The 22,702-nt window shown below is 59.4% G+C and carries 16 protein-coding genes and 1 pseudogene; 11 read left to right on the top strand and 6 right to left on the bottom strand.

Translation table 11 applies throughout. The features are described from left to right. Positions 1-51: 51 nt before the first annotated feature. Positions 52-1,455: an ammonium transporter gene (locus ACOYW2_RS10750; RefSeq protein ID WP_482416328.1), complete on the bottom strand. Its 1,404-nt coding sequence runs from the start codon at positions 1,453-1,455 to the stop codon at positions 52-54. A 53-nt stretch (positions 1,456-1,508) separates the two neighbouring features. Continuing rightward, complete coding sequence (locus ACOYW2_RS10755; RefSeq protein WP_482416327.1) at positions 1,509-1,847, bottom strand: P-II family nitrogen regulator; 339 nt, start codon at positions 1,845-1,847, stop codon at positions 1,509-1,511. A 721-nt stretch (positions 1,848-2,568) separates the two neighbouring features. Between ACOYW2_RS10755 and ACOYW2_RS10760 the strand changes: the two genes are divergently transcribed. The 7 genes and pseudogenes from ACOYW2_RS10760 to ACOYW2_RS10790 all read left to right on the top strand — a co-directional run bounded on the left by ACOYW2_RS10760 (position 2,569) and on the right by ACOYW2_RS10790 (position 9,286). Further along, a complete protein-coding gene (locus ACOYW2_RS10760; protein ID WP_482422914.1) occupies positions 2,569-3,687 on the top strand; it encodes a FecCD family ABC transporter permease in 1,119 nt (372 codons plus the stop codon). Beyond that, entirely contained in the window at positions 3,684-4,487 is an 804-nt protein-coding gene (locus ACOYW2_RS10765; RefSeq protein ID WP_482770392.1) for an ABC transporter ATP-binding protein, read from the top strand. Before ACOYW2_RS10760 ends, ACOYW2_RS10765 begins: the two co-directional genes overlap by 4 nt. Before the next feature lie 54 nt (positions 4,488-4,541). Continuing rightward, a complete protein-coding gene (locus ACOYW2_RS10770) occupies positions 4,542-5,645 on the top strand; it encodes a class I SAM-dependent methyltransferase (RefSeq protein WP_482770393.1) in 1,104 nt (367 codons plus the stop codon). After that, positions 5,642-6,712, top strand: a complete 1,071-nt coding sequence (locus ACOYW2_RS10775) for an iron ABC transporter substrate-binding protein (RefSeq protein ID WP_482770394.1) — start codon at positions 5,642-5,644, stop codon at positions 6,710-6,712. Before ACOYW2_RS10770 ends, ACOYW2_RS10775 begins: the two co-directional genes overlap by 4 nt. 96 nt (positions 6,713-6,808) lie before the next feature. Then, positions 6,809-7,417, top strand: coding sequence for a class I SAM-dependent methyltransferase (locus ACOYW2_RS10780; protein WP_482770395.1), 609 nt, complete (start codon positions 6,809-6,811; stop codon positions 7,415-7,417). Between the two features lie 35 nt (positions 7,418-7,452). Continuing rightward, positions 7,453-7,887, top strand: a pseudogene (locus ACOYW2_RS10785) (TonB-dependent receptor plug domain-containing protein); the annotation flags it as partial. An 817-nt stretch (positions 7,888-8,704) separates the two neighbouring features. Further along, the gene (locus ACOYW2_RS10790; protein WP_482771016.1) at positions 8,705-9,286 is read left to right on the top strand and encodes a TonB-dependent receptor domain-containing protein; all 582 of its coding nucleotides are present in this window, start codon (positions 8,705-8,707) and stop codon (positions 9,284-9,286) included. A gap of 62 nt (positions 9,287-9,348) precedes the next feature. Here the strand turns inward: ACOYW2_RS10790 and ACOYW2_RS10795 are convergent, their stop codons facing one another. The 4 genes from ACOYW2_RS10795 to ACOYW2_RS10810 form a co-directional block, all read right to left on the bottom strand. Beyond that, positions 9,349-10,206, bottom strand: a complete 858-nt coding sequence (locus ACOYW2_RS10795) for a metal-dependent hydrolase (RefSeq protein WP_482770396.1) — start codon at positions 10,204-10,206, stop codon at positions 9,349-9,351. Positions 10,207-10,327: 121 nt separating this feature from the next. After that, positions 10,328-11,641 (bottom strand): branched-chain amino acid transport system II carrier protein, encoded by a 1,314-nt coding sequence (brnQ, locus tag ACOYW2_RS10800; RefSeq protein WP_482770397.1) that lies wholly within the window; start codon positions 11,639-11,641, stop codon positions 10,328-10,330. 1,386 nt (positions 11,642-13,027) lie between these two features. Further along, a complete protein-coding gene (locus ACOYW2_RS10805) occupies positions 13,028-14,410 on the bottom strand; it encodes a sodium-dependent transporter (protein ID WP_482770398.1) in 1,383 nt (460 codons plus the stop codon). After that, positions 14,407-14,829 (bottom strand): hypothetical protein, encoded by a 423-nt coding sequence (locus ACOYW2_RS10810; RefSeq protein ID WP_482770399.1) that lies wholly within the window; start codon positions 14,827-14,829, stop codon positions 14,407-14,409. The genes ACOYW2_RS10805 and ACOYW2_RS10810 overlap by 4 nt, the downstream gene beginning before the upstream one ends. Before the next feature lie 393 nt (positions 14,830-15,222). On the opposite strand from ACOYW2_RS10810, the gene ACOYW2_RS10815 reads away from it, so the two are divergent. The 4 genes from ACOYW2_RS10815 to ACOYW2_RS10830 are packed head-to-tail and all read left to right on the top strand — an operon-like array spanning position 15,223 to position 22,650. Beyond that, positions 15,223-17,127: a TonB-dependent receptor plug domain-containing protein gene (locus tag ACOYW2_RS10815; RefSeq protein ID WP_482770400.1), complete on the top strand. Its 1,905-nt coding sequence runs from the start codon at positions 15,223-15,225 to the stop codon at positions 17,125-17,127. Positions 17,128-17,136: 9 nt separating this feature from the next. Continuing rightward, a complete protein-coding gene (locus ACOYW2_RS10820; RefSeq protein ID WP_482770401.1) occupies positions 17,137-17,712 on the top strand; it encodes a YfiR family protein in 576 nt (191 codons plus the stop codon). Between the two features lie 23 nt (positions 17,713-17,735). Then, complete coding sequence (locus tag ACOYW2_RS10825) at positions 17,736-20,534, top strand: hybrid sensor histidine kinase/response regulator (RefSeq protein ID WP_482770402.1); 2,799 nt, start codon at positions 17,736-17,738, stop codon at positions 20,532-20,534. Continuing rightward, positions 20,524-22,650: an EAL domain-containing protein gene (locus ACOYW2_RS10830; RefSeq protein ID WP_482416313.1), complete on the top strand. Its 2,127-nt coding sequence runs from the start codon at positions 20,524-20,526 to the stop codon at positions 22,648-22,650. The genes ACOYW2_RS10825 and ACOYW2_RS10830 overlap by 11 nt, the downstream gene beginning before the upstream one ends. The last annotated feature ends 52 nt before the right edge of the window (positions 22,651-22,702 follow it).

Raw genomic sequence — 22,702 nt, forward strand, 5'->3', positions numbered from 1 at the left:
GTGGTGCACAACGGCACCGCCGGAAACCGTTTTTACATGGGGTTGCGTGGGTCAGTGGGCTGGTTCGGGCGGCCTCTCATAGGTCCCGGAGGCGCCCATTTCGCCTGCTGGCTTGGCGGAGCCGCCGCCACCGCCGTAGTTGAACACCTCAAAGTTGGGGTAGGCTGTGCCGCCGTGCTCGCAGAGGTCGAGGCCTTCCATCTCCTCTTCGGGGGAGACCCTCAGGCCCATGGTCTTTTCAAGGAGCTTGAAGAGGCCGTAAGCCGTGGGGAAGGTCCAGGCAAAACAGGCCGCGATGCCGATGAGCTGAACACCCACCACGGACATGGAGAACCCGTTCATGTCGAAAATCCCTGCTGCCAGGGTGCCCCAGGCACCGCACACGCCATGGACCGAGATGGCACCCACGGGATCGTCGATGCGGCATTTGTCGAAGAAGAGCACGGAGAAGACCACCAGGACGCCTGCCACAAGCCCGATGATGATGGAGCTTCCCGGGGACACGTTGGCACAGCCTGCGGTGATCCCCACCAGGCCGGCAAGGGCGCCGTTTAAGCTCATGCCCACTTCAGGCTTGCCGAAGATAATCCAGGAGGCGAACATGGCGGCCACTGCGGCCGAAGCAGCCGACAGGTTGGTGTTCACAAAGATCATGGCGATGCTCTTATCTGCCGTGGTGGTGGAGCCGGGGTTAAAGCCGAACCATCCGAGCCACAGGATAAAGACGCCCAGGGCAGCCAGGCCGATGTTGTGGCCCAGGATGGGCTTGACCTTGCCGTCCTTGGTGTATTTGCCGAGCCTCGGCCCCAGGACCATGGCTCCGGCAAGGGCTGCCCAGCCCCCGACGGAGTGAACCACGGTGGAGCCTGCGAAATCGATAAATCCCAGTTTTTCAAGCCATCCGCTGCCGTTGAGGAGGCCGCCCCAGGCCCAGCTGCCGAAGATGGGGTAGATGATGGCGCTGATGAGCACGCTGTAAATAAGGTATGCGGAGAATTTGGTCCGCTCGGCCATGGCACCGGAGACGATGGTGGCTGCCGTGGCCGCAAACACCACCTGGAACATCCAGAAGGCCAGGATCCAGGGATCACCGCCAGGGGTGTAGTCGCTCAGGAAAAAGCCTGAGGTGCCGATGAGGCCACCCTTGCTCACGCCGAACATCAGGCCGAAGCCCACGGCCCAGTAGGCCAGGGACCCCATGGAAAAATCCATGAGGTTTTTCATCATGATGTTGATGACGTTTTTCGCCCGGGTAAACCCGGCTTCCACCAGGGCAAAACCCGCCTGCATAAAAAAGACGAGGCATGCAGCCACCAGGGTCCAGACAAAGTTGGCATGCTCCTGGACCAGTGCAATGGCATCCCGGTTGGTCAGAGCAGTGGGGGTGTCGTCCCCTGCCCAGGCTGACGAAGCTGCGACCAGCAGCGCGGTAAGTGTCATGAATCTTTTTTTCATCTCTCTTTTCCTTAAGCGTTTGGTTGGGTGATGTTCCGTATACAGGCTTCTGGTTAGAGGGCTTCCCGGCCGCATTCACCGGTGCGGATCCGCACCGCCTGCTCCACGGGCAGGACAAAAACCTTGCCGTCCCCGATGTTTCCGGTTCCAGCCTTTTCTTCGATGACCGAGAGCACCTTCTCCATGATGGAGCGCTCCACAATGATCTCGATCTTGATTTTCGGGATAAAGTCCACCTGGTACTCTGCGCCGCGAAAGATCTCGGTATGGCCCTTTTGCCTTCCGAACCCGCGAACTTCGCTGACGGTCATCCCGTTGATGCCGATTTCGTTGAGGGCATCTTTTACCTCGTCCAGCCGGGACGGCTTGATGATTGCTTCAATTTTTCGCATGAAACTCTCCTTTTTTGTCGTGGATTCCTGTCTCCGTGATGTTGACTTGTGTATAGTGCAACGGGTGTGCCAAATTCGCGATATGGGTGAGCTACACCGACACAAGACCTTGAAACAACAGCCCATGGCTTCCAAATATCTATCCGGCAAAACTTGCATTGAGGTGTCATGGCTTTTTGAATGGGTAACATTTTTGTGTTTTGAAAAAATAAAAAATACATATTTGTCATATCAAGTCGCGTCGTCCCGTCGTCGTCGGGGCGAAAGGCCACAAGCCCCCGGCCCAGGCCCACTTTTTCCCATGGAACCCACCCCGTCCTTGACAACAGCGAAAAACCTGCTTAAGTGTAGATAAATTGCGGCAAGAAGCCGTTGGTATTCGATTGACAGATCGTTATTGACATCCCCGGTGATCCGGTGATGCGTTCGGGCACTAAGCCCGGCGCTTCCGGTGCCGCAATACGCAACCCAAAGGCCACGAAGGCTCACGCCATCTCAAAAAAGAGGTGGTTGAGCCTTCGTGGCCTTTTTTATTTTCCGGGCAGGAAAGGGGACTCGGCCGATGGGTGAGAAAATCGAGGCACAAAAGGCGAATGATATTTTGCATTTTTGAAATATCCATTCGCACCTCGACAACCAGGCGTAAAAACAGATGATCGTTTTTAGCCTGGTTACTTTCTCATGACATATCCGGGTCAGCTCCCCCTGTCGGAGGGCATGCATGGAATACATGGTAACAAGTGGAGCCCAGGTCGGCACAGGCGAAGGGCAGGGTGCTGTGGCCCGGCTTTACGGAACAACCCTGGCACGGCGCTTCCTTCTTTTCGCAGGGTTGTGCATCCTCCTCGTGGTCCTTGGAATCTGGGCGGTCAGCGTGGGCTCATATCAGCTGTCGCTTTCCGAAGTGATCCGAAGCCTCATGGGCCTTGAGACGGGAACGGGCCGCATCGTGGTGTGGAGTATCCGCCTGCCGAGGATCACGGCGGCCGTGGTGGCCGGATGCGGCCTGGGACTCTCGGGTGTGGTCACCCAAAGCCTTCTCAAGAATCCTTTGGCCTCACCCTTCACACTTGGCATCAATCAGGGAGCGGCCTGCGGCGCGGCCTTTGCCATCGTGGCACTGGGAGCCGGTGGCCTGGACCAGGGCGCCCTGGCAGCCTCAGGGCCCCAGGCCTGGTCCATCCCCGGCGTGTGCGCCGTAACCCTCTGCGCCTTCACCGGTGCCATGACCGCCACGGTGGTGATTCTGGTGCTGGCCCGGCTCCGGGGCATGTCCCCGGAGTCCGTCATCCTTGCAGGCATTGCCCTTTCCGCCCTGTTTACCTCGGGCACGATTCTGATCCAGTACTTTGCCTCTGAGGTGGAGCTGGCCGCCGTTGTCTTCTGGACCTTTGGGGACGTGGCCCGTTCCGGCTGGCAGGAACTCGGCATCTTAGGGGCCGTGACCCTTGCCGTGCTTGTCTATTTCCTGATGAACCGGTGGAACTTAAACGCCCTGGCAGCTGGGGAAGACGAAGCCCAGGCCCTGGGGGTCAACGTCACCGGACTCCGCCTGTCAGGGATGATCCTTGCCACCCTGGTGGCCGCCCTGGTCACGGCGTTCCACGGCGTCATCGCCTTTCTGGGGCTCCTGGCCCCCCACATCGGCCGACGGCTTGTGGGAGGCGATCACAGGCTGCTTCTTCCCTTCTCCTGCCTCATCGGGGCCCTGCTGCTCCTCGGGGCAGACACCGCAGGCCGCCTGCTCGTTGGTTCCGGGGCCCTGCCCGTGGGGGTGCTGACCTCTTTTATGGGGGCCCCGCTTTTTCTTTTCCTTCTTATAAGGGGGATACACAGATGACTTTTTCCGTCGATAATCTCCACGTCGGGTATGGCAACGCCATGGTCCTGAGGGGTGTGGGATTCCAGCTTCCCCCGGGGTGTGTCTGCGGCGTTCTGGGCGTCAACGGCGCCGGGAAATCCACCCTGTTGAAAAGCCTCATACGGATCCTGCCCCCCTTGAGCGGGGAGGTGCGTTTAAACGATCTGGACCTCCTCCGCATGCCAAGGCGACAGCTCTCCCGGCACGTGGCCTATGTGCCCCAGAGCTCCGGTGCCCAGCTTCTCTCCGTCTTTGACACCGTGCTTTTGGGGCGCAAGCCCTATATCACCTGGGCACCGTCCCGCCGGGACCTGGCCATGGTGGAGAGCATCCTCACCACCATGCACCTGGACCACCTGGCCCTTCGGCCCGCGGGCAGCCTGAGCGGCGGGGAACTTCAGAAAGTCACCATCGCCCGGGCCCTGGCCCAGGAGCCTGAGCTCCTCCTCATGGACGAGCCCACCAGCAGCCTGGATTTGAAAAACCAGATGGACGTCATGGAACGCATCTCCGATATCGCCACCCGGCAGAACCTTACGGTGGTGGTCTCCATGCACGACCTGAACCTGGCCTTTCGCCATGCCGACTATTTCCTGTTGCTGAAAAACGGCGCCATGCATGGTTTCTGCCCCAGGGACGAGGTGACCCCGGAGATGATCCGGGAGGTCTACGGCGTTCCTGTGGCCCTGGAACGCATCCGGGGCCACACCGTGGCCGTGCCCCTGGACAGCCGACGGCAGGCAGAAACCATGGGGCCGTCCCTGGTCAAAGCCGGATAAAAATCCCAGCGACATTCTTGCTTACCACCCAACGATAAATGAAAGGGACCTTCAGTGTTTGCAACAGACGAATCGACCACCCACATGAAAGGGGAAGGTGACGCACCCGGAGCCGATGCGCTTCACAGCCTGTTCTACAAGGCCTCGCGCCACTACAAAGAGTTTTGTGCCATGAATGCCGCTGTTCGCCTGGGGCTCTTCGATGCCCTGAAAGAGCCCCTCACCCTCACCGGGCTTTGCACGGCCTGCAACCTGAAGCTCCCAGCGGCGGAGCACCTTGTGGAGCTCCTCTGTGAGCTGGGGCTCCTTTGCCGGAAAGAGGGGTACTACCGAAACACCCCCTTGAGCGCCCTCTACCTCGTCTCCTCATCCCCCCTGTTTCAAGGAGCGGTCATGCGGGATATCCAGAACGGGTTTGCCCTGTGGGACCGCCTGGACAGAGTGCTCCGCGAAGGCCCCCTGGATGTCATGGAAGAGGATTTTTTCGAAAACGGCATGGTGGATTCCCTGGCAGCCGAGATCCTCTGCGGAGAGCTCCAAAAGACCGTTGACGCCGTGGCAGCCATCCCCGCCTTTCAACAGGCCCGGAGCCTGCTGGACTTAGGGGGCGGCCACGGGCTCTATGCCATTGCGCTGAGCCGCATCAACCCCGAACTCCGTGCCACGGTGTTTGATTTCCCGGACATTGCCCGCAAGGCTGAAGAGGTCATGGCGGCCCACGGCGCGGACCGGGTCCGGTTTGTGTCCGGAAACCTCTTTACAGACGACCTGGGGAGCGACCACGACGTGATTTTTCTCTCCTACAATCCGGGGGGCAAAAACCCGGCCCTTTTAAAACGGATCCACGACGCCCTGAAACCCGGAGGGCTCTTTGTAACAAAGCACGTCTATTACGGAAAAGGGGAGGGCTCCAAAGACCGGCTGCTCGACCTGGAGTGGAGCCTTTCGGCCTTCAAGGGCGTGGGCAAGGAGGACAACATCTACCGGTTCTCCGGCGACCTCTCCTGGGAGGCGTACAGGGACCTTCTGGAACGCCACTTCACCATCAAGGAGATCCTGGAAGCCGACGCCTTCTCCGGCCACCCCCTGGCCAAATTCGGGGACAGGCTGGACTCCCGGATGATTGTTGCCGTCAAGAAAGGGCAGGCCACCTTATGAAACGCATCGTAATCATCCTATGCCTGCTCTGTTTTGGCTGGATCTCCCCGGTCGGTGCCGTGACGGTGCAGGACATGGCCGGACGCACCGTCACCGTTGAAGCCATCCCGCAGCGCATCGTCTGCCTGGCCCCGGGCACCCTGAGGCTCATCATCTACCTGGAGGCCAAGACCAAGGTGGTGGGGGTGGAAGCCATTGAAAAACGGTTTCCCACCACGCGCCCCTACTGGGTCGCCAACAGCGAGCTGTCCCACCTGCCGACGGTGGGCCCGGGAGGCCCCGGGTCCATCAACGGCGAGCCGGATCTGGAGGCCCTGCTCGCCGCAGCCCCGGACCTCATCTTCATCACTTACCTTGAACGGCGCAAAGCCGACAAACTCCAGGCCAAGCTGGGGATTCCCGTGGTGGTTCTCTCTTACGGTCCCTTCGGCCGGTTTGACGAGACCATGTACCGCTCCCTGCGCCTTGCCGGAAAAATCCTGGGCAAAGAGGACCGGGCGGAAGAGGTGGTGGGTTTTATCCGAGAGACAGAAAAGGACCTTGCCCAACGGGTGGAAGGGGAGAGCGCAGAGGAACAACCCGGGGTGTTTGTGGGGGGCATCGGGTTTAAAGGCACCCAGGGCATCGGAAGCACGGAGACCGCCTACGCCCCCTTTGACTGGGTAAAGGCCAGAAACGTTGTGGCTGGGCAAAGCACCACCGGTCATCTGTTTGTGGGCAGGGAAGCCCTCCTTGCCATGGACCCGGACATCATTTTCATCGACGGCGGAGGGCGAGGCAACGTGGCCCGGGACATGCAGGCCAAACCCGCTTTCTACCAGGGTCTCACCGCTTTCCGGGAAGGACGTGTCCACACCCTCCACTCCTACAACTGGTACATGACCAACATCGGCACGGCCATGGGAGACGCCTACACCATCGGCAAGATCCTTTACCCGCATCGGTTTACCGATATCGACCCCGCAGCCATGGCCGACGAGATCTACACCTTTCTCGTGGGAAAACCGGTGTATGGGCAGATGAAAACAGCCTACGGCCCCTTGGGGGGCAAGCTGACCATGAAATAAAAGCCTTCGGCCCTGCCGAGACCAACCTGCTGGAAAGGTGACCAAACACCTTAAAGACATGGCCGGAGGCGTTTTAAAAGAAAGGATACAACCCAAATGTATGCACGCAAGGCGGACTTTTTTGATTCACAGACAGGCGCCCCCTGGGCAACCGAAGCGTACGGCCCGGAGGAGCTGGAAAAACTGGACCGGGTGTTTGCGTCTGCCGGTCCCCTGGAGGGAAAAACCGTGCTGGAGCCGGGTTGCGGCACCGGCCGCCTCACCGAGATCCTGGCTCGCAGGGTAGGTCCGTCGGGCCGGGTCATTGCCATGGATATCAGCCGCGGCATGGTGGCAGCAGCTAAAGAAAGGCTCGCAGATCAGGCCCATGTGGAGCTGCGGCAGGGACGACTCGAAGCCTGTCCCCTTCCCGGGGAAGGGGTGGACCTGGCCCTCTGCCACCAGGTCTTTCCCCACCTCGAAGACCAGGAAGGGGCCCTTGCCCTTCTGACCCGCAGCCTGAAGCCCGAAGGCCTTCTCATCATCTGCCACTTTAAACCGCTGTCCGTCATCAATGATGTACACCGCAAGGCTGGAACAGCCGTTGAACAGGACATGATCCCCGAACATGGGGAGATGGAGGGCATGTGCACCGAAGCAGGGCTGCGAATTATTGAATTGAGCGATGATGCAAGGGGGTATTTCCTGTGTGCAAGAAAGGCATGACCCCTTCAGTCAGACAAGTAAAATCAGGCCTTATCATGATCCTGCTGCTCATCACCGCAGCACTCCCGGGCAGCGCCACAGCAGGCGAAGAGCCGGCACTTCTTCTGGACGATGTGACGGTCACCGCGTCCCCTGTTATCGAAGCAAACATCACCGACGCCTATGGGGCCAGGAAAACCCGGGTTACCGAGGAGCAGGTGGAAGACCTCAATGCCCAGGACCTGGAGACAGCCCTCAGGCGAACCCCCGGGGTCAACATCTCCCGGTACAACCCCATCGGCTCTTTCGGCGGGGCCGAAGGGGGCGGGGTCTTTATCCGGGGCATGGGCTCCAGCAGGCCCGGGGCAGAGATTAAAACACTGTTTGACGGCATTCCCATGTACTTAAGCGTCTGGAACCACCCCCTCCTGGACACCATCCCCGTGGACGCCGCCCATGCCATTGAGGTGTACAAAAGCCCTCAGCCCCAGCACTTCGGAAACGCCTTCGGGGTGATCAATGTGGTGCCCAAACGCATGGAGACCGAAGGCTTTGTCACCAAGGGCCAGGTGGCAACAGGCCGCTGGTCCACCCTGGTGGGGACCGTGGAGCACGGCGGAAAAAAAGACAAGGTTGATTATTACATCGGCTGCGGGTACCGAAGCTCCGACGGCCACAGGGACGAAGCCGACGGTGAGCTGAAAAACGTCCACGCCAGCCTGGGTTTTGCCTTAAGCCCCAACTGGGACCTCAACATGGTGACCCTCTGGAACGACAATTACGCCAAGGACCCGGGCGAAGAGGGGGCAGACCCCGCCCTGCGCGAAGGCACCTTTGAGACGCGGACCTGGCTGGCCGAGGCCACCCTCTCCAACAGCTACGAACATGCCGACGGCAGCGTCAAGGTGTACTGGAACGGCGGGGAAGGGGACTGGCTGGACTACCCCGCGTCCACCCCGGGGGTCAGGGAGAACCTCTACAACGACTCCCTGTTTTACGGAGTCAAGGCCCGGGAAACATTCTACCTGGACCATGGCCTGGAGTGGCTTGTGGGGTTTGACTGGGATTACAGCGAGGGAGAGTACGACAAGACCTTCAGCGACGGATCAACCGACCGATGGGACGGCCACGACGTGACCCTTTTTTCACCGTACACGGCCGTGAGCAGGCAGTCCGGTTCCCAGGAGGGGTTCTACGTCGTGCCGTCGGCGGGGTTGCGCTATTACGACAACACCGACTTCGATGACGAACTCGCACCCCACGCAGGGCTGGTTGCCGGTTACAAAGAGACCGAGGTGCACCTGAGTTATGCCCGGGGCGTGGTCTACCCGGGCCTTGAGGTGGTGGTCTTCTCCGAGAAGGTCATCCCCATGCTTAGGGATTCCTGGAAGGACCTCAACGCGGAAAAGGTGGACCATTTCGAGGCGGGAATCACCCAAAAATTCGGGGACCGCGCCGTTGTGGACGTCACCTTCTTCTACGACGACGGCACAGACCGGTACGATCACGCCGCCGCCTCCCCCCGTGTACGACAACATCGAAGAGTTCACCATCAAAGGCTCGGAGATCACCGTAAGCGTCAACCCCACCCGGAACCTCTCCCTGTTTGCCGGGGCGACCTTCCTGGACACCGACCCCGGGGACATGCCCTACGCTCCGGAGACCACGGTCACCGGCGGGCTCAACTGGCGTTTCTTTAAAGCCTTTACCCTGAGTCTGGACGCCTCCTACCTGTCGAGCATGACCGTCAGCTCCCAGGCCCGCAAGGCCGGTGCAACCAATAATTCTCCGGTGGATTCGTATACCCTCGTCAACGGCCAGCTGAGCTACGCCTTCCACCTGCCCGGCATGGAAGGGGAGCTCTTTGTGGGGGGAAAATCTCACCGATGAATCCTACGAATACCTGCCGGGCTATCCCATGCCCGGGCTCAACCTCATGGGCGGTATCCGCTTCACCTTGTAGAGATGGTGTGTGTTTGATGAAAGGAGGGGCCCCCGGCAGACGTGCCGGGGGCCCCTTTGGGTTTGGTCTGCCAGCGACTGAGGTAGGTTCGGTAGAGGTGCGTAAACCAGCCCTTATCCGGAAACACCCGCAGGGATGCAAAACTGTCCGGTGAAAAATAGGTACGCACAAAAGGGGTGTAGTCCGGGGTGGCTGCAAAGAGGAGAGCGGCCAGGCCGTAGACCGCCACCGTGGATTTCAGGTCCCTGGGGTTGGCAAACTTAAAGGCGGTGCCCGAGGAGCGCTTCGGGCCGTTGCCGAAGAGATCGAGACTCACCAGTTCGTCCAAAAGGAGGTGGATGAGAAAGCCTGCAAAGACGAAAAACCCTGCCATCCAGACGGTTTGCCTGGAAAAGCTGAAGAAGTGGTAGAGGATGAGTGTGGATGAAAACCAGAAGACAAAGCTGGCCGGTACCGAATGAATGATCCCCCGATGCACGGTGATGCGCGTGAACATGGAGAAAAAGAGAAAATTGACCACGAAAAAACTCACCAGCCAGATGGTGAACAGCTCCGCAGCGGAATTATCGGCCCTCTGGTTGAACATGATGAGAAACGAAATCACCGTGGCGATGAAGGTAAAGAGGAGCCGCACGGGAAGGGAGCTGTCCGAGTCGATGTCGGGCAAAAGGCCGCCCACAACGCCCATGACGAAAAAGAGCAGCACCTCATCGGGGGTGGCAAGGGAGGCCGCTAGCAGAAAGGTTGCTGCCGCACTGCTGCAGAAACTGGAAACCGTAAGATGTGTCTTGAATTCCGCCACGCTGGTATCGCCCTTTTCGTTCATCATGTATCCATGAATCGTCAATGGTTTCCTTATACACCATTGACGGGCGTTGCGTAAGACGGGGCGGTAAATAAATGAGGGGGAGGGGACAACCCGCCTTCCTCCTGTCACAGAAAGGAAGGCGGGCTTGAGGGGAAAGGGATCAGCTCTTGGGCATGGTGCTCTGGTTCAGGGGCTTGTGATGCATGGTGCTACGGATCAACTCCATCACCACCGCACAGAAGATGGCGGGCAGCACCCAGGAAAATCCGGCATCGGCAAAGGGGAGCTTGGCGATGAGCTTGCCTGCGGCCCCGGTGTCCACTTTCAGGAAAGACAGCGCATCGAAAACGCTGACAATAAGGCAGCCGGTGACCGCGCCCTTGTACACGGCGGAACTCAGTTTGCTTCCCCAGAGAGCCAGGGCAATGAGGACGATGACGATGGGGTAGGCGATGATGAGAAGGGGAACCGAAAAGGTGACGATCTTCTCCACGCCGGACACGGCGATGAGGGTGCTGAAGACAGCCGTGGCGATGACCACGGGCTGATACTTGAGCTTTCCGTGGGAGAGTTTTTCAAACCAGGACCCCACCACGGCGGTGAGGCCGATGGCGGTTGTCAAACAGGCGGCTGAGACCGCCAGGCACAAGGCCATGCGCCCGGCGCTGCCCAGCACGATGTTGGTGATGGTGACGATGAGGTCGGTCTTGGTGATCCCGGTCTCGAACATCCCACTTGCCGTGGCCCCCAGAAAAAGGAGCCCACCGTAGACAAGCATCAGGCCCGTCCCTGCGATGAGGCCTGCCTTGCAGGTCAGGGAGATCTGCTCCTCGGCGGTTTTGTACCCCTTTGCCGCGATGGCCGAAAGCACCAGCCCTGCAAAGAGAATGGAGGCAAGGGCGTCCATGGTCTGGTACCCTTCGACGAAGCCTCTGCCCAAGGGCTGGATCAACCCCTTGTCCACGGGCTGGCCTATGGGGCTTGCAATGCCCTTGGCAATGATCAGGCCGATAATGAGCAGCAGCAAGGGGGTAAGGTATTTTCCGATCTTGTCCACGATGCTGGAGGGCTTCAGGGCAAAAAAGAGGGTGACGGCAAAAAAGGCCACGGAGGCCGTTAAAGGGGAGACACCCGGAAAGAGGGGCTTGATGCCGATCTCATAGACCGTGGCACCGGTCCTGGGAATGGCAAGGAACGGGCCGATGGCCAGGACAATGGCCGTGCCCATCACCTTGGCGAACACCGGGCTCACCCGACCGGCAAACCGGTCCAGGGACCCGCCGGATTTGGCCAAGGCCGCCACACCGAGGATGGGCAGGCCCACGCCAGTGATAAAAAAGCCCAGCATACAGAAAAACCATGAGGTTCCGGACATAAACCCCAGGGCAGGGGGAAAGATCAGGTTTCCCGCTCCAAAAAACATGGCAAACAGAGCTGCTCCCGCAACAACGATATCCTTCATCTCTTTATTCACAGGTGTTACCTCCACCGATTCGAGCACTTGTTTGGGAGTTGCTTTTCAACTCCACGTTGACACAGAAATCGGAGGGTAACACAATCTTTTGCGGGATGACAGGGATGGGCCCGATAGGCATTATCTATAATAAATACAATGTCTAATTAAGATAGTGTCGTAACCCACCAGATAAAAGGAAAGTTTTTGGAGAGCTTTCTTTTTATTCGTAAACCGGGCGCCGTTCATGTTTTCGATTTTTTACCCGCCCATCAAAAAAAAGACGGGAAAGCCCTTGTGAGAGCCCTTCTTCTTTAAGAAATGAAAGGGAGAGGCGGAAAAGGGGCCACATTCATGGTGGCGGACCATCGGCGCGGTTTGATGTGTTTAATCGTAGGATGGGCAAAGCGAAGCGTGCCCATGGTTGCCCGGTAACCCCATTCAACCGGATGTGCTCGTGGCGTTCGATGGGCACGGCGCCAAGGGCGTCGCCACCCCAATGGGTTCGGCTTGCCTTTGCCCATCCTACGTGGTCGCGGATTATCGGCGTGGCTCGGTGTGTTTAACCGTAGGATGGGCAAAGCGGAGCGTGCCCATCGTTGCCCGGCAACCCCATTCAACCGGATAGGCTCGTGGCGTTCGATGGGCACGGCGCCAAGGGCGTCACCACCTCAATGGGTTCGGCTTGCCTTTGCCCATCCTACATGGTCGCGGTTTATCGGCGCGGCTCGGTGTGTTTGACTGTGGGATGGGCAAAGCGGAACGTGCCCATCGTTGCCCAACAAACCCATTCAACCGGGTGGGCTCGTGGCGTTCGATGGGCACGGCGCCGAGGGCGTCGCCACCTCAATGGGTTCGGCTTGCCTTTGCCCATCCTACGTGGTCGCGAATTATCGGCGTGGCTTGGTGTGTTTGACCGTAGGCTGGGCAAAGCGGAGCGTGCCCATCGTTGCCCCACAAGCCTATTCAACCGGGTGGGCTTGTGGCGCTCGATGGGCACGGCGCCAAGGGCATCGCCACCCCAATGGGTTCGGCTTGCCTTTGCCCATCCTACGTGGTCGGGGATTATCGGCGTGGCTCGGTGTGTTTAACCGTAGGATGGGCAAAGCGAAGCGTGCCCATCGTTGCCCGGCAACCCCATTCAACCAGGTGGGCTTGTGGTGCTCGATGGGCACGGCGCCAAGGGCATCGCCACCCCAATGGGTTCGGCTTGCCTTTGCCCACCCTACATGGTCTCGCTTATCGACGCGGGTCGGTGTGTTTGGTCGTAGGATGGGCAAAGCGGAGCGTGCCCATCATTGCCCCAAAATCCCACAGCACAGCTCTTTAGCCGCTTTGCCCGGCAAACAAAAAAGCCCCCGGCACAGCCGGGGGCTTTTTTTACGTAACGCAATCTCAGGTTCGGTATCAGCCGCCGAATTTTTCAATGTACCCGCCGATGAAGACCACCAGGATGATCAGGGGCAGGATGTATTTGACGTAGAATTTGGTTTTCTCGGGGTAACGGAGCCCGTGGCCCTCGTTGGCCTCTTTGACGAAGGAGTCCCAACCCCACCCTATTTTATAGCTGCAGAAAAAGGCAAAGATCAGGGAGCCGATGGGCAGCAGGTTGTTGCCCACGATAAAATCCTCCAGGTCGAGGATCACGGTGCCTTCCCCCAGGGGGTTGATGCCGCTCAGGACGTTGAAGCCCAAGGCGCAGGGCAGAAGGAAGAGGAAGGGGACAGACCCGTTGTTCAGGGAGGCGCGCTTTCGGGTCCAGCCCCACTCCTCCATGGTGAAGGCCATGATGTTTTCAAACACGGCGATGACCGTGGACATGGCGGCAAAGCTCAGGAAGAGGAAGAAGAGGGTGCCCCAGATGCGGCCGCCCTCCATGGTGTTGAAGATGTTGGGCAGGGTGACGAAGATCAGGCCGGGACCGGCGCCGGGATCTTTTCCGAAGGCAAAGCAGGCCGGGAAGATGATCAGGCCGGAGAGGATGGCCACAAAGGTGTCCAGGCCAATGATGTTGAGGGATTCACCGGTAAGGGAGCGGTCCTTGCCGATGTAGCTGCCGAAGATGGCCATGCTGCCGATGCCGAGGCTCAGGGTAAAGAAGGCCTGGCCCATGGCCGCGTAGACGGTCTGCCAGACCCCGGTTTCCATGAGACGGCCGAAGTCGGGCAGTAAATAAAAGGAGAGCCCCGCAGACGCACCGGGCAGGGTGACGGATTTGACCACCAGGGCGATGAGGATCACAAAAAGGGAGGACATCATCCATTTTGTGATGTTCTCCACCCCCTTTTGAAGCCCCAGGGAGCAGGTAAAAAAGCCTAAAACCACGGTGAGGCCCATCCAGAACACCAGGGTACCGGGGCTGGCCAGGAGCCCGTCGAAGAAACCGCCCACCGCATCCGGGGAGAGACCCGCCAGGTTACCGGTGAGTGTGTGGTAGAAATAGGCCAGCATCCACCCGGCAACGGTGGTGTAGAACATCATGAGGATCAGGTTGCCGAGGATGGCAAAGTAGCCGTAGAGATGCCAGCGGCTTCCCTTGGGCTGCAGGGCTTTCAAGGCACCGGCAATGTTCTTCTGGCCGCCGCGGCCGATGGAAAATTCCATGACCATGATGGGCAGGCCCAGGATGAAGAGAAAGAGGAGGTAGATCAGCACAAAGGCGGCCCCTCCGTACTTTCCGGTGATAAAGGGAAAACGCCACACATTCCCCAGGCCGATGGCGCACCCGGCGGAAATAAAAAGGAAGCCGATGCGGCTTCCGAGCTGCTCTCTCTGCTTGACTAAACTCACAAAACGCTCCTTCTCTGATTGGTCATGACACTATGTTGGTAACCCCTTGTTTGATAGCTGTTTTTCCTTGGTCTGATCCATGGAAGGGAAACGGTGGTACCCTGCAGATTCATGTATTCATTAAAATCAGCAGGTTCGGCTTCCATTTTTCTCAAAATAAGTTTCGGATTCTGTGTATAGTAACGCATATGCTCCCTGATTTCCAGCTTTTCGAAATATTTCAACCCATAGCCCACCGATGGCGGCCCTGTCGCCATCTGACTGAATTGTTTTCCCGGGAAGACTCCCATACCGGTGAGGCAGGCAGAGTCCATGGAAAGCGCCTTCAATGGTGGCTGACCGGGCCGTGCCAACTGTTTTTTCAACTGGACTTTTTGAAAAATCGATGAAATTATTAGTAAATAAACATCTTTAACCATTTTAACCATTACCCGATGCGCGCACCTCGCCACGCGAACTCACGCGCCCCCTACCTGCGGTGATCTTTCAATCAATCCGGCTGACTGCTCGCAGGCCAACAGCCCGTGGATGTCTCCAGTACCCGTAAGCGGCCCCCTTTCCATTTGCTGAGCAAAGCCCCCGTCCGCTTTCGGTGACGCAGTGTCTTCTCCGTATCCCCATGCCTTTTCCCTGCGATGCGGACGCCGAGCCCGCCGGGCCGATCACCTGACTGCCATGCACCCTTTTCCCAGCACCGAGGGAATCGATCATGAATGCAGCTACCCGGGTCCCCGGCCTCATATTTCATGGTTTTGTCTCTTCTCCTGCTTCTCAGCTCTCCGCTTCGGGCCTCCGAACAGGAGGTGGTTGATTTGAGTATCGAGGATCTCATGAATATCAACGTGACCTCGGTGGGCAAAAAAGAGCAGCACCTCTCGGACAGCACGGCCGCAGTGTTCGTCATCACCAACCAGGACCTGAAACGGTCCGGGGTCACCAACATTCCCGATGCCCTGCGCATGGTACCCGGGCTCACGGTCTCCCGCATCGACTCCAACAAGTGGGCCGTGAACAGCCGCGGTGCCACCAGCCGGTTTGCCGACAAGTTGCTGGTCTTCATCGACGGACGCACCGTCTACACCCCGTTTTTCTCCGGGGTCTACTGGGAGGTGCAGGACGTGATGCTCGAAGACGTGGACCGCATCGAGGTGATCCGAGGGCCCGGGGCCACCCTCTGGGGAGCCAACGCGGTGAACGGGGTAATCAACATCATCACCAAGCAGGCCTCGGATACGGTGGGGGGCGTGGCCACTGTGGGCGGGGGAACCACGGAAGAGGGCTTTGCCGAGGCGCGTTACGGCGCGGCCCTGGGCAAGGCCACCCACGGCCGTTTTTATGCCAAGGGCTTCAAACGGGATGAGTTTGAGCGCGCATCAGGGGACGGGGCAGGGGACGACTGGGAAATGGCCCAGGGAGGGTTTCGGCGACACCCTGGCGAACGAAACAAGGTCACCTTCCAGGGGGATCTCTACGACGGGGAGATCAATCAGGAGGTGGTGCTTCCCACCCTTGCACCACCCTATGCCGAGATCGTGGACGACACCGCCGATGTGTCCGGGGGCAACCTGCTCACCCGCTGGCAACGGGTTCTCTCCTCCACATCGGACCTCTCCCTGCAGCTCATCTACGACGTATCAAAGCGGGAAGAGGCCTTTACCAACGAAGAAAAAGAGAACATCGACGTCGATTTTCAACACCACTTCAAGGCCGGGGAGCGGCATGACATTGTCTGGGGAGCCGGATACCAGCGGATCCACGACGAGCTGGCCGACACATCCGTGCTGATGTACTCTCCGGAGAGCCGCACCGACGACCTGTTCAGCGCCTTTCTCCAGGATGAGATCCTCCTTTCCGACAACAGGCTCTGGCTTACCCTGGGCAGCAAAGTCGAACACAACGAGTCCACGGGCTATGAGGTTCAACCCAGCGCGCGCCTCCTCTTTTCCCCCCGTCCCAACCACAAACTCTGGGCCGCGGTCTCCCGTGCCGTGCGAACCCCGTCACGGGTCGAGCGGGACGGGGTGGTGAACCTTTATGTGGTCCCCCCCATGAGCCCGGAGAACCCTTCGCCCCTGCCCGTGGTGGTTACGGGAATCGGTGTGGACGACGAGCAGTCCGAAGAGCTCATCGCCTACGAAGTGGGGTACCGGTTCATGCCCAGGCCCACCGTTTCCGTGGACATCGCAGGCTACTACCACGACTACGACCACCTGCGGGTCACCCGCCAGGGCGCCCCCGAGTTCCAGGGAACCTACATCAAGCAGCCCTTTTTTCTGGTCCATGAGTTTTCGTCCCGTGCCTACGGCGCGGAGCTGGCAACGGCCTGGCAGGTGACGGACTGGTTAAAAGAAGACCTGGCCTACACCTACCTGAACAGCAACCTGGAAGAGGAGGGGCAGGTGGGACGGGAACCCACCCATCAGGTCTCATTGCGTTCAGCGGTGGATATGGGAAATGACCTGGAACTGGACCTCTGGCTCCGGTACGTGGACGACTCCAGCGCGGCCTATGCCGCGTCCCCGGACGGCACGTATGAGATTGACGATTACCTCACCCTGGACGTCCGTCTGAGCTGGGCTCCCGCCCCGGCCCTGGAGCTCTCCGTGGTGGGCCAGAACCTTCTGGACGAACGCCACCCGGAGTATGTCATGGAAAACTACGGTCTGCCCACAGAGGTCCCTCGCAGCGTGTACGGTAAAATCACCTACCGTTTTTAAGGCTATCGGATGACCTATGCGAAATACATCCGCCGTGCCTGGGGTATCGTCTCGTGTACGGCTCTGATCTTTCCGGCCCAGCTTTGTTTCGGGCCGAAAGACACCCTTGCAGCTGCCATGGACGAACCCACGGTCAAAGCGGCTTTTGTTCTCAATTTTGCAAGGTACACCCAGTGGCCCGAAGATCACTTTGAGACGGCTGACGAGCCCTGTGAGCTCGCCGTGTTCGGGGGTACCGGCATGGAAGAGGCCTTTCAACGCATCGAGGGCAAACCCATCGGGTCCCGGCCGTTAAAAATACGGTTCACGGACGATCCCGAAACACTTGAAGGGTCCCATATTGTTTATTTCTGCCGGGAGACGCCCCTGGAGAAACGCCTTGCGGCCCTTGACGCCGTCAAGGACGGATCCACCCTGACCATCGGTGATGACATGCCCCGTTTCCTGGGGTCCGGCGGACTCATCAACATGTTCAAGAAAAACGACCGACTGCGGTTTGAAATCAACGTGGAACGTGCCCTGCAGGTGAGGCTGAAGTTCAGGTCCCGGCTGTTGCGGCATGCAATCATTGTGGGTGGTCCATGAGCGGTGGCGACGCAGTACGACAAATGAAAAACCTGTCCATCCGGACCAAACTGGTCCTGCTCTTCAGCCTGCCCGCAGTCCTGACGGTGATCCTTCTGTCCACGGCCCTTGTGTTCAAGGAGAAATGGACCAGCAGGAAGAACCTTGCCCGAGAGCTCAGCTCCATGGCCGGTGTCGTCGCGGTGAACAGCGGCCCGGCCCTGCTCTTCAACGACGAATTGTCCGCCCGGGAGACCCTCATGTCCCTGGAGGCAAAGCCCGATATCGCCGCCGCGCTCCTTTACGATGCCCGCGGCAAACTCTACAGCAGCTACACGGCCCTGGAAGCCGACCGGCAAGCCCTCACGGCCGAGCTCAAGGAAGCCTACCCGGACAGGGCCGCGCTTTTCCGTGAGGTCCTCGGGGGAAAGAGAACCATCTTCCTCGTGTCCCACCACGCCCATGTGCTCCGGCCCGTCATCGCCAACGATGAGGTCATCGGAGCCATTCACCTGGTGGACAACATGCAGCAGATGCGCATCCGCCTGCACACGGATTACATTGTCTTTGCTTTTTTCGTGGCCTTTACCCTTGCGGTCATCATCGTGATGTCGGTGAAGATGCAGATCATCTTCACCGGTCCGGTGCTGGGACTCATGCAGTCCATGAACCGGGTGATCCGGGAAAAAAACTATGCGGTGAGGGTTCACAAGGAGAGCGACGATGAGTTCGGGACCCTCATCGACCGGTTCAACGACATGCTCGAAGAGATCCAGCGGCGGGACAACGAGCTGAAAACACACAGCCTGGGCCTCAGCCGAGCCAAGGACGACGCGGAGAAGGCCACCCGGGTCAAATCCCAGTTTCTGGCCAACATGAGCCATGAGATACGCACCCCCATGAACGGGGTGCTGGGTATGGCGGGCCTGCTGCTGCAAACCAGCCTGACCCCGGAGCAGGAGCGCTTTGCCCGCACCATCCGCAACTCCGGGGAATCCCTGCTCACCATCATCAACGACATCCTCGATTTTTCCAAGATCGAGGCGGGCAGGCTGGAACTGGAGACCATCGACTTTGACCTGCGGCCCCTCATCGAGGGCGTTGTGGACCTGCTCCTGCTGCGCGCCCATGCCCAGGGCAACGAGCTGAGCATTCACATCCCCGAGGCCACCCACACCCACCTGCGCGGGGATCCCACCCGACTGCGCCAGGTGCTCACCAACCTTCTGGGTAACGCCGTCAAGTTCACGGATAAAGGCTCGGTGGTGATCCGGGCGTCCACCACCATGAAGACGAAGGAGACCGTGGAGCTCAGCGTGTCCGTGGAAGACACCGGCATCGGCATCAGTCCCCGGGACCGGACCAAGCTCTTCAAGCCCTTTTCCCAGGCTGACGGGGCCACCACGCGAAAATACGGCGGCTCCGGCCTGGGGCTGGCCATCTCCATGGAGCTCATCTCCCTCATGGGGGGCTGTCTTGACTGCGAAAGCACACCAGGGAAGGGGTCCCGCTTTTTTTTCACCGTGCCCCTGAGGGCAGGGCAGGGAACGTGGCGAAGCACACGAGAGGGCCGATCCGTGGATATCTCCGGCCTGAACGTCCTCATGGTGGACGACAGGATTGAGCCACACCGAGCCATCATCGAGCCCATGCTCTCGTCTTTGGGGGTTCCCCGCACGATCATCGACGACGGCAGCGCTGCCCTGACCCTCCTGAACGACGCCAGGGCTTCGGACCGGCCCTTTGACCTGGTGATCCTGCTGGACAGCCCTGCCGAAACCGACGTCCTGGGACTGGCCCGGGCCATCAAGGCCCGCCCGGAGCTGAGCCACCTTCCCATCATCCTTATCACCCCCCCGGGATTCCGCGGGGAGGCCAGGCTTGCGGCACGGGCAGGGGTTTCGGCTTATCTCACCAAGCCGGTGAGCCGCACCGATCTGCACGCAGCCCTGGTGAAGGCCATGTCGGAGACACCCCAACGCTCCGACCTGCCCTTGATTACCCAGCACTCCATCGCCGAAGAGATGCGTCGGTTTCACCGCCATGTGCTCGTGGCCGAGGACAACGAAACAAACCGTGAGGTGGTCGTCTCCATGCTGAAACTGTTCGGATGCCGTGTGGATGTGGTTGAAAACGGCAGGGAGGCTGTGGAAGCGTTCCGAGAAAGCAGCACCTATGACCTCATTCTCATGGACTGCCAGATGCCGGTGCTGGACGGGTATGGCGCTGCCGAAGAGATCCGCGGCATTGAAGCGGAGAAAGGGTTTGCCCGGACGCCCATCGTGGCCCTCACCGCCCATGCACAGGATGAAGACGACCGGCGCTGCCTGGCGTCGGGCATGGACGGTTACATCAGCAAGCCCTTTGACATCGACAGGATCGGCGCCACGCTGGAACGATGGTTCGGCGAAGGGATGGACACCCGCCCGAAGCTCTCCGCGTCCTCGGCGGACCGGCAAGGGGCCCCGGACGAAGCGGACGGCGTCGACCTCATCGACCGGAAACGCCTCGCCGCCCTCCAGGAACTCCAGGCAGACGGAGAGCCCGACATACTCGTGCAGGTCTTTACGGCCTACCTGAGAAATTCCGAGGCCATCCGCACGCAGATGACACAGGCCCTGAACCCCTTGGATATATCCGCCCTCCAACGGGCGGCCCACAGCCTCAAATCGAGCAGCGCCAACATCGGCGCAACCGGACTGGCAGCCCTGTGCAGGGACCTTGAGGTGAGATGCAGCAGGCAGTGCGGCGATGACGCCGACGCACGGGTACACGCCATCGAATCGGAACTCATGTTGGTCAGGAACGCCCTGGAAGAGGAGATAACATCCCATGATGTATGAAAAGCATGCACGGAAAAAACCGCTGGCCCTCATCGCAGATGACGACCTGTCGCTGCGCCTCTCCATAAAGGCGGCTCTGAAAAAATGCGATTTTGATGTCCTGGAGGCGGAAAACGGACGTCAGGCCCTGGCGCTGTTCCATGCGGAGAAGCCGGACTTTATCCTTTTGGACGTCATCATGCCCGAGATGGACGGCTTTGACGTCTGCGCGGCCATCCGCAAATCCCTGTACGGCCGGTATCCCCAAATTCTCATGGTAACGGGCCTGGATGATGTGGAGTCAACGGCCAGGGCTTTTGAAGTCGGGGCCAACGACTTTGTCTCCAAACCCATCAACTGGGTGATGCTGGGCCATCGGGCCCGATACATGCTCCGTGCCGGGTTCGCCTTTCGGGAGCTCTACATGAGCCAGAGCCGCCTGGCCAAAACCCAGGAGCTGGCCAAGCTGGGGAACTGGCAGATCGACCTCAACAGCAACGATTTCCATTGCTCCACCGAAGCCAGTCGCCTGCTGAGGCTCGACACGGGCAACGCCCCCGTCTCCCTGGATGATTTTCTGGCGCCCATCATGGGCCATGAAAAGGAGAAGGTCCGAAAGGAGATGAACGATGCGGTCAAGGCACGGAAAAATATGAGCGTGAGCTACAGCGTTCTCTATCCCGACGGCACCCAGAAGCACATCCTCAACCAGGGGGAGATCCTCTTCAACGAACAGGGTATGCCGGAAATGATGCTGGGGGTGGTGCAGGATGTCTCCCAGCTGAAACGCGCCGAAGAAGAGATCATGCACCTTGCCTTCTACGACGGGCTCACCGGGCTTGCCAACCGCATGCTCTTTCTGGACCGGCTGGACATGGCCATCAAGGACTCCACCCGCAACGACCAGAAGTTTGCGCTCCTCTTTCTGGACCTGGACCGGTTCAAGCGCATCAATGATACCCTGGGCCACCACATAGGCGACCTGCTCCTGAAGCAGGTGGCGGAAAAGATGCAGGCCTGTATCCGAAGCACGGACCTGGCCACCCGCAACGTCATGGACCGCTCCGAGCCCACCATCTCCAGGCTGGCAGGGGATGAGTTCACCATCATCCTCTCCAACATAAGGTCCCCGGAGAGCGCGGCCCTGGTGGCAAGACGCCTCATCAAGGAGATCTCCACCGAATACGACCTGGAAGGTCAGGAGGTCTCGGTGTCCGCCAGCATCGGCATCAGCGTGTTCCCCAACGACGGGCAGACCGCGGACATCCTGCTTCGAAACGCGGATTCGGCCATGTACAACGCCAAGAACAGTGGAAAAAATCAGTTCCAGTTCTACATCGAATCCCTCAACATTGTTGCCACCGAACGCTTTTCCCTGGAACGGGACCTGGCCCGGGCCATCGACCGCAACGAGCTCGTGCTCTACTACCAGCCCCAGATCGACCTGGCCACCCGGAAGATCGTGGGCGCCGAGGCCCTGATCCGGTGGATGCACCCCCAAAAGGGCATGGTCCCCCCCGACAAGTTCATCCACGTGGCCGAAGAGTCGGGCCTCATCATCGACATCAATAAGTGGGTGCTGCTCATGGCCTGCCGCCAGAGCGACGGATGGATAAAAAACGGATTTCCGGACCTCAACATCGCCGTGAACCTTTCGGGCTACAAATTTGCCCACCAGAACATCGTCACCAGCATCCGGGACGTTCTGGAGACCACCCGCCTGGACCCGACCAACATCGAAATAGAGATCACCGAGACCATCCTCATGCAGGAAACCGAAGAGACCATCGAGACCCTCAAAGAGATCAAGGACCTCGGGGTGCGCATCGCCCTGGACGATTTCGGCACGGGCTACTCCTCCTTGAGCTACCTCACCACCTTTCCCGTGGACGTCATCAAAATCGATCGCTCCTTTGTCATCGGAAGCACCATCCACAAAAACAACCGCATCATCATCAAGGCCATCATCGCCATGGGCCACAGCCTCGGCAAAAAGATCCTGGCCGAAGGCATCGAGACCGAGGAGCAGTACGAGCTCCTGAAGTCTTACGGCTGCGACGAAGCCCAGGGCTACTATTTCAAAGCCCCGGTCCCGGCCACCGAATTTTTCCGGCTTCTCAAGATGGGGTCCCTGTAATCAACCGGTCTTTTTCGCCTTCCTCTCGTCAAATCCCTCGATTCGGTGGCCC

It is taken from the genome of Desulfoluna sp. CLI2B (assembly GCF_056847375.1).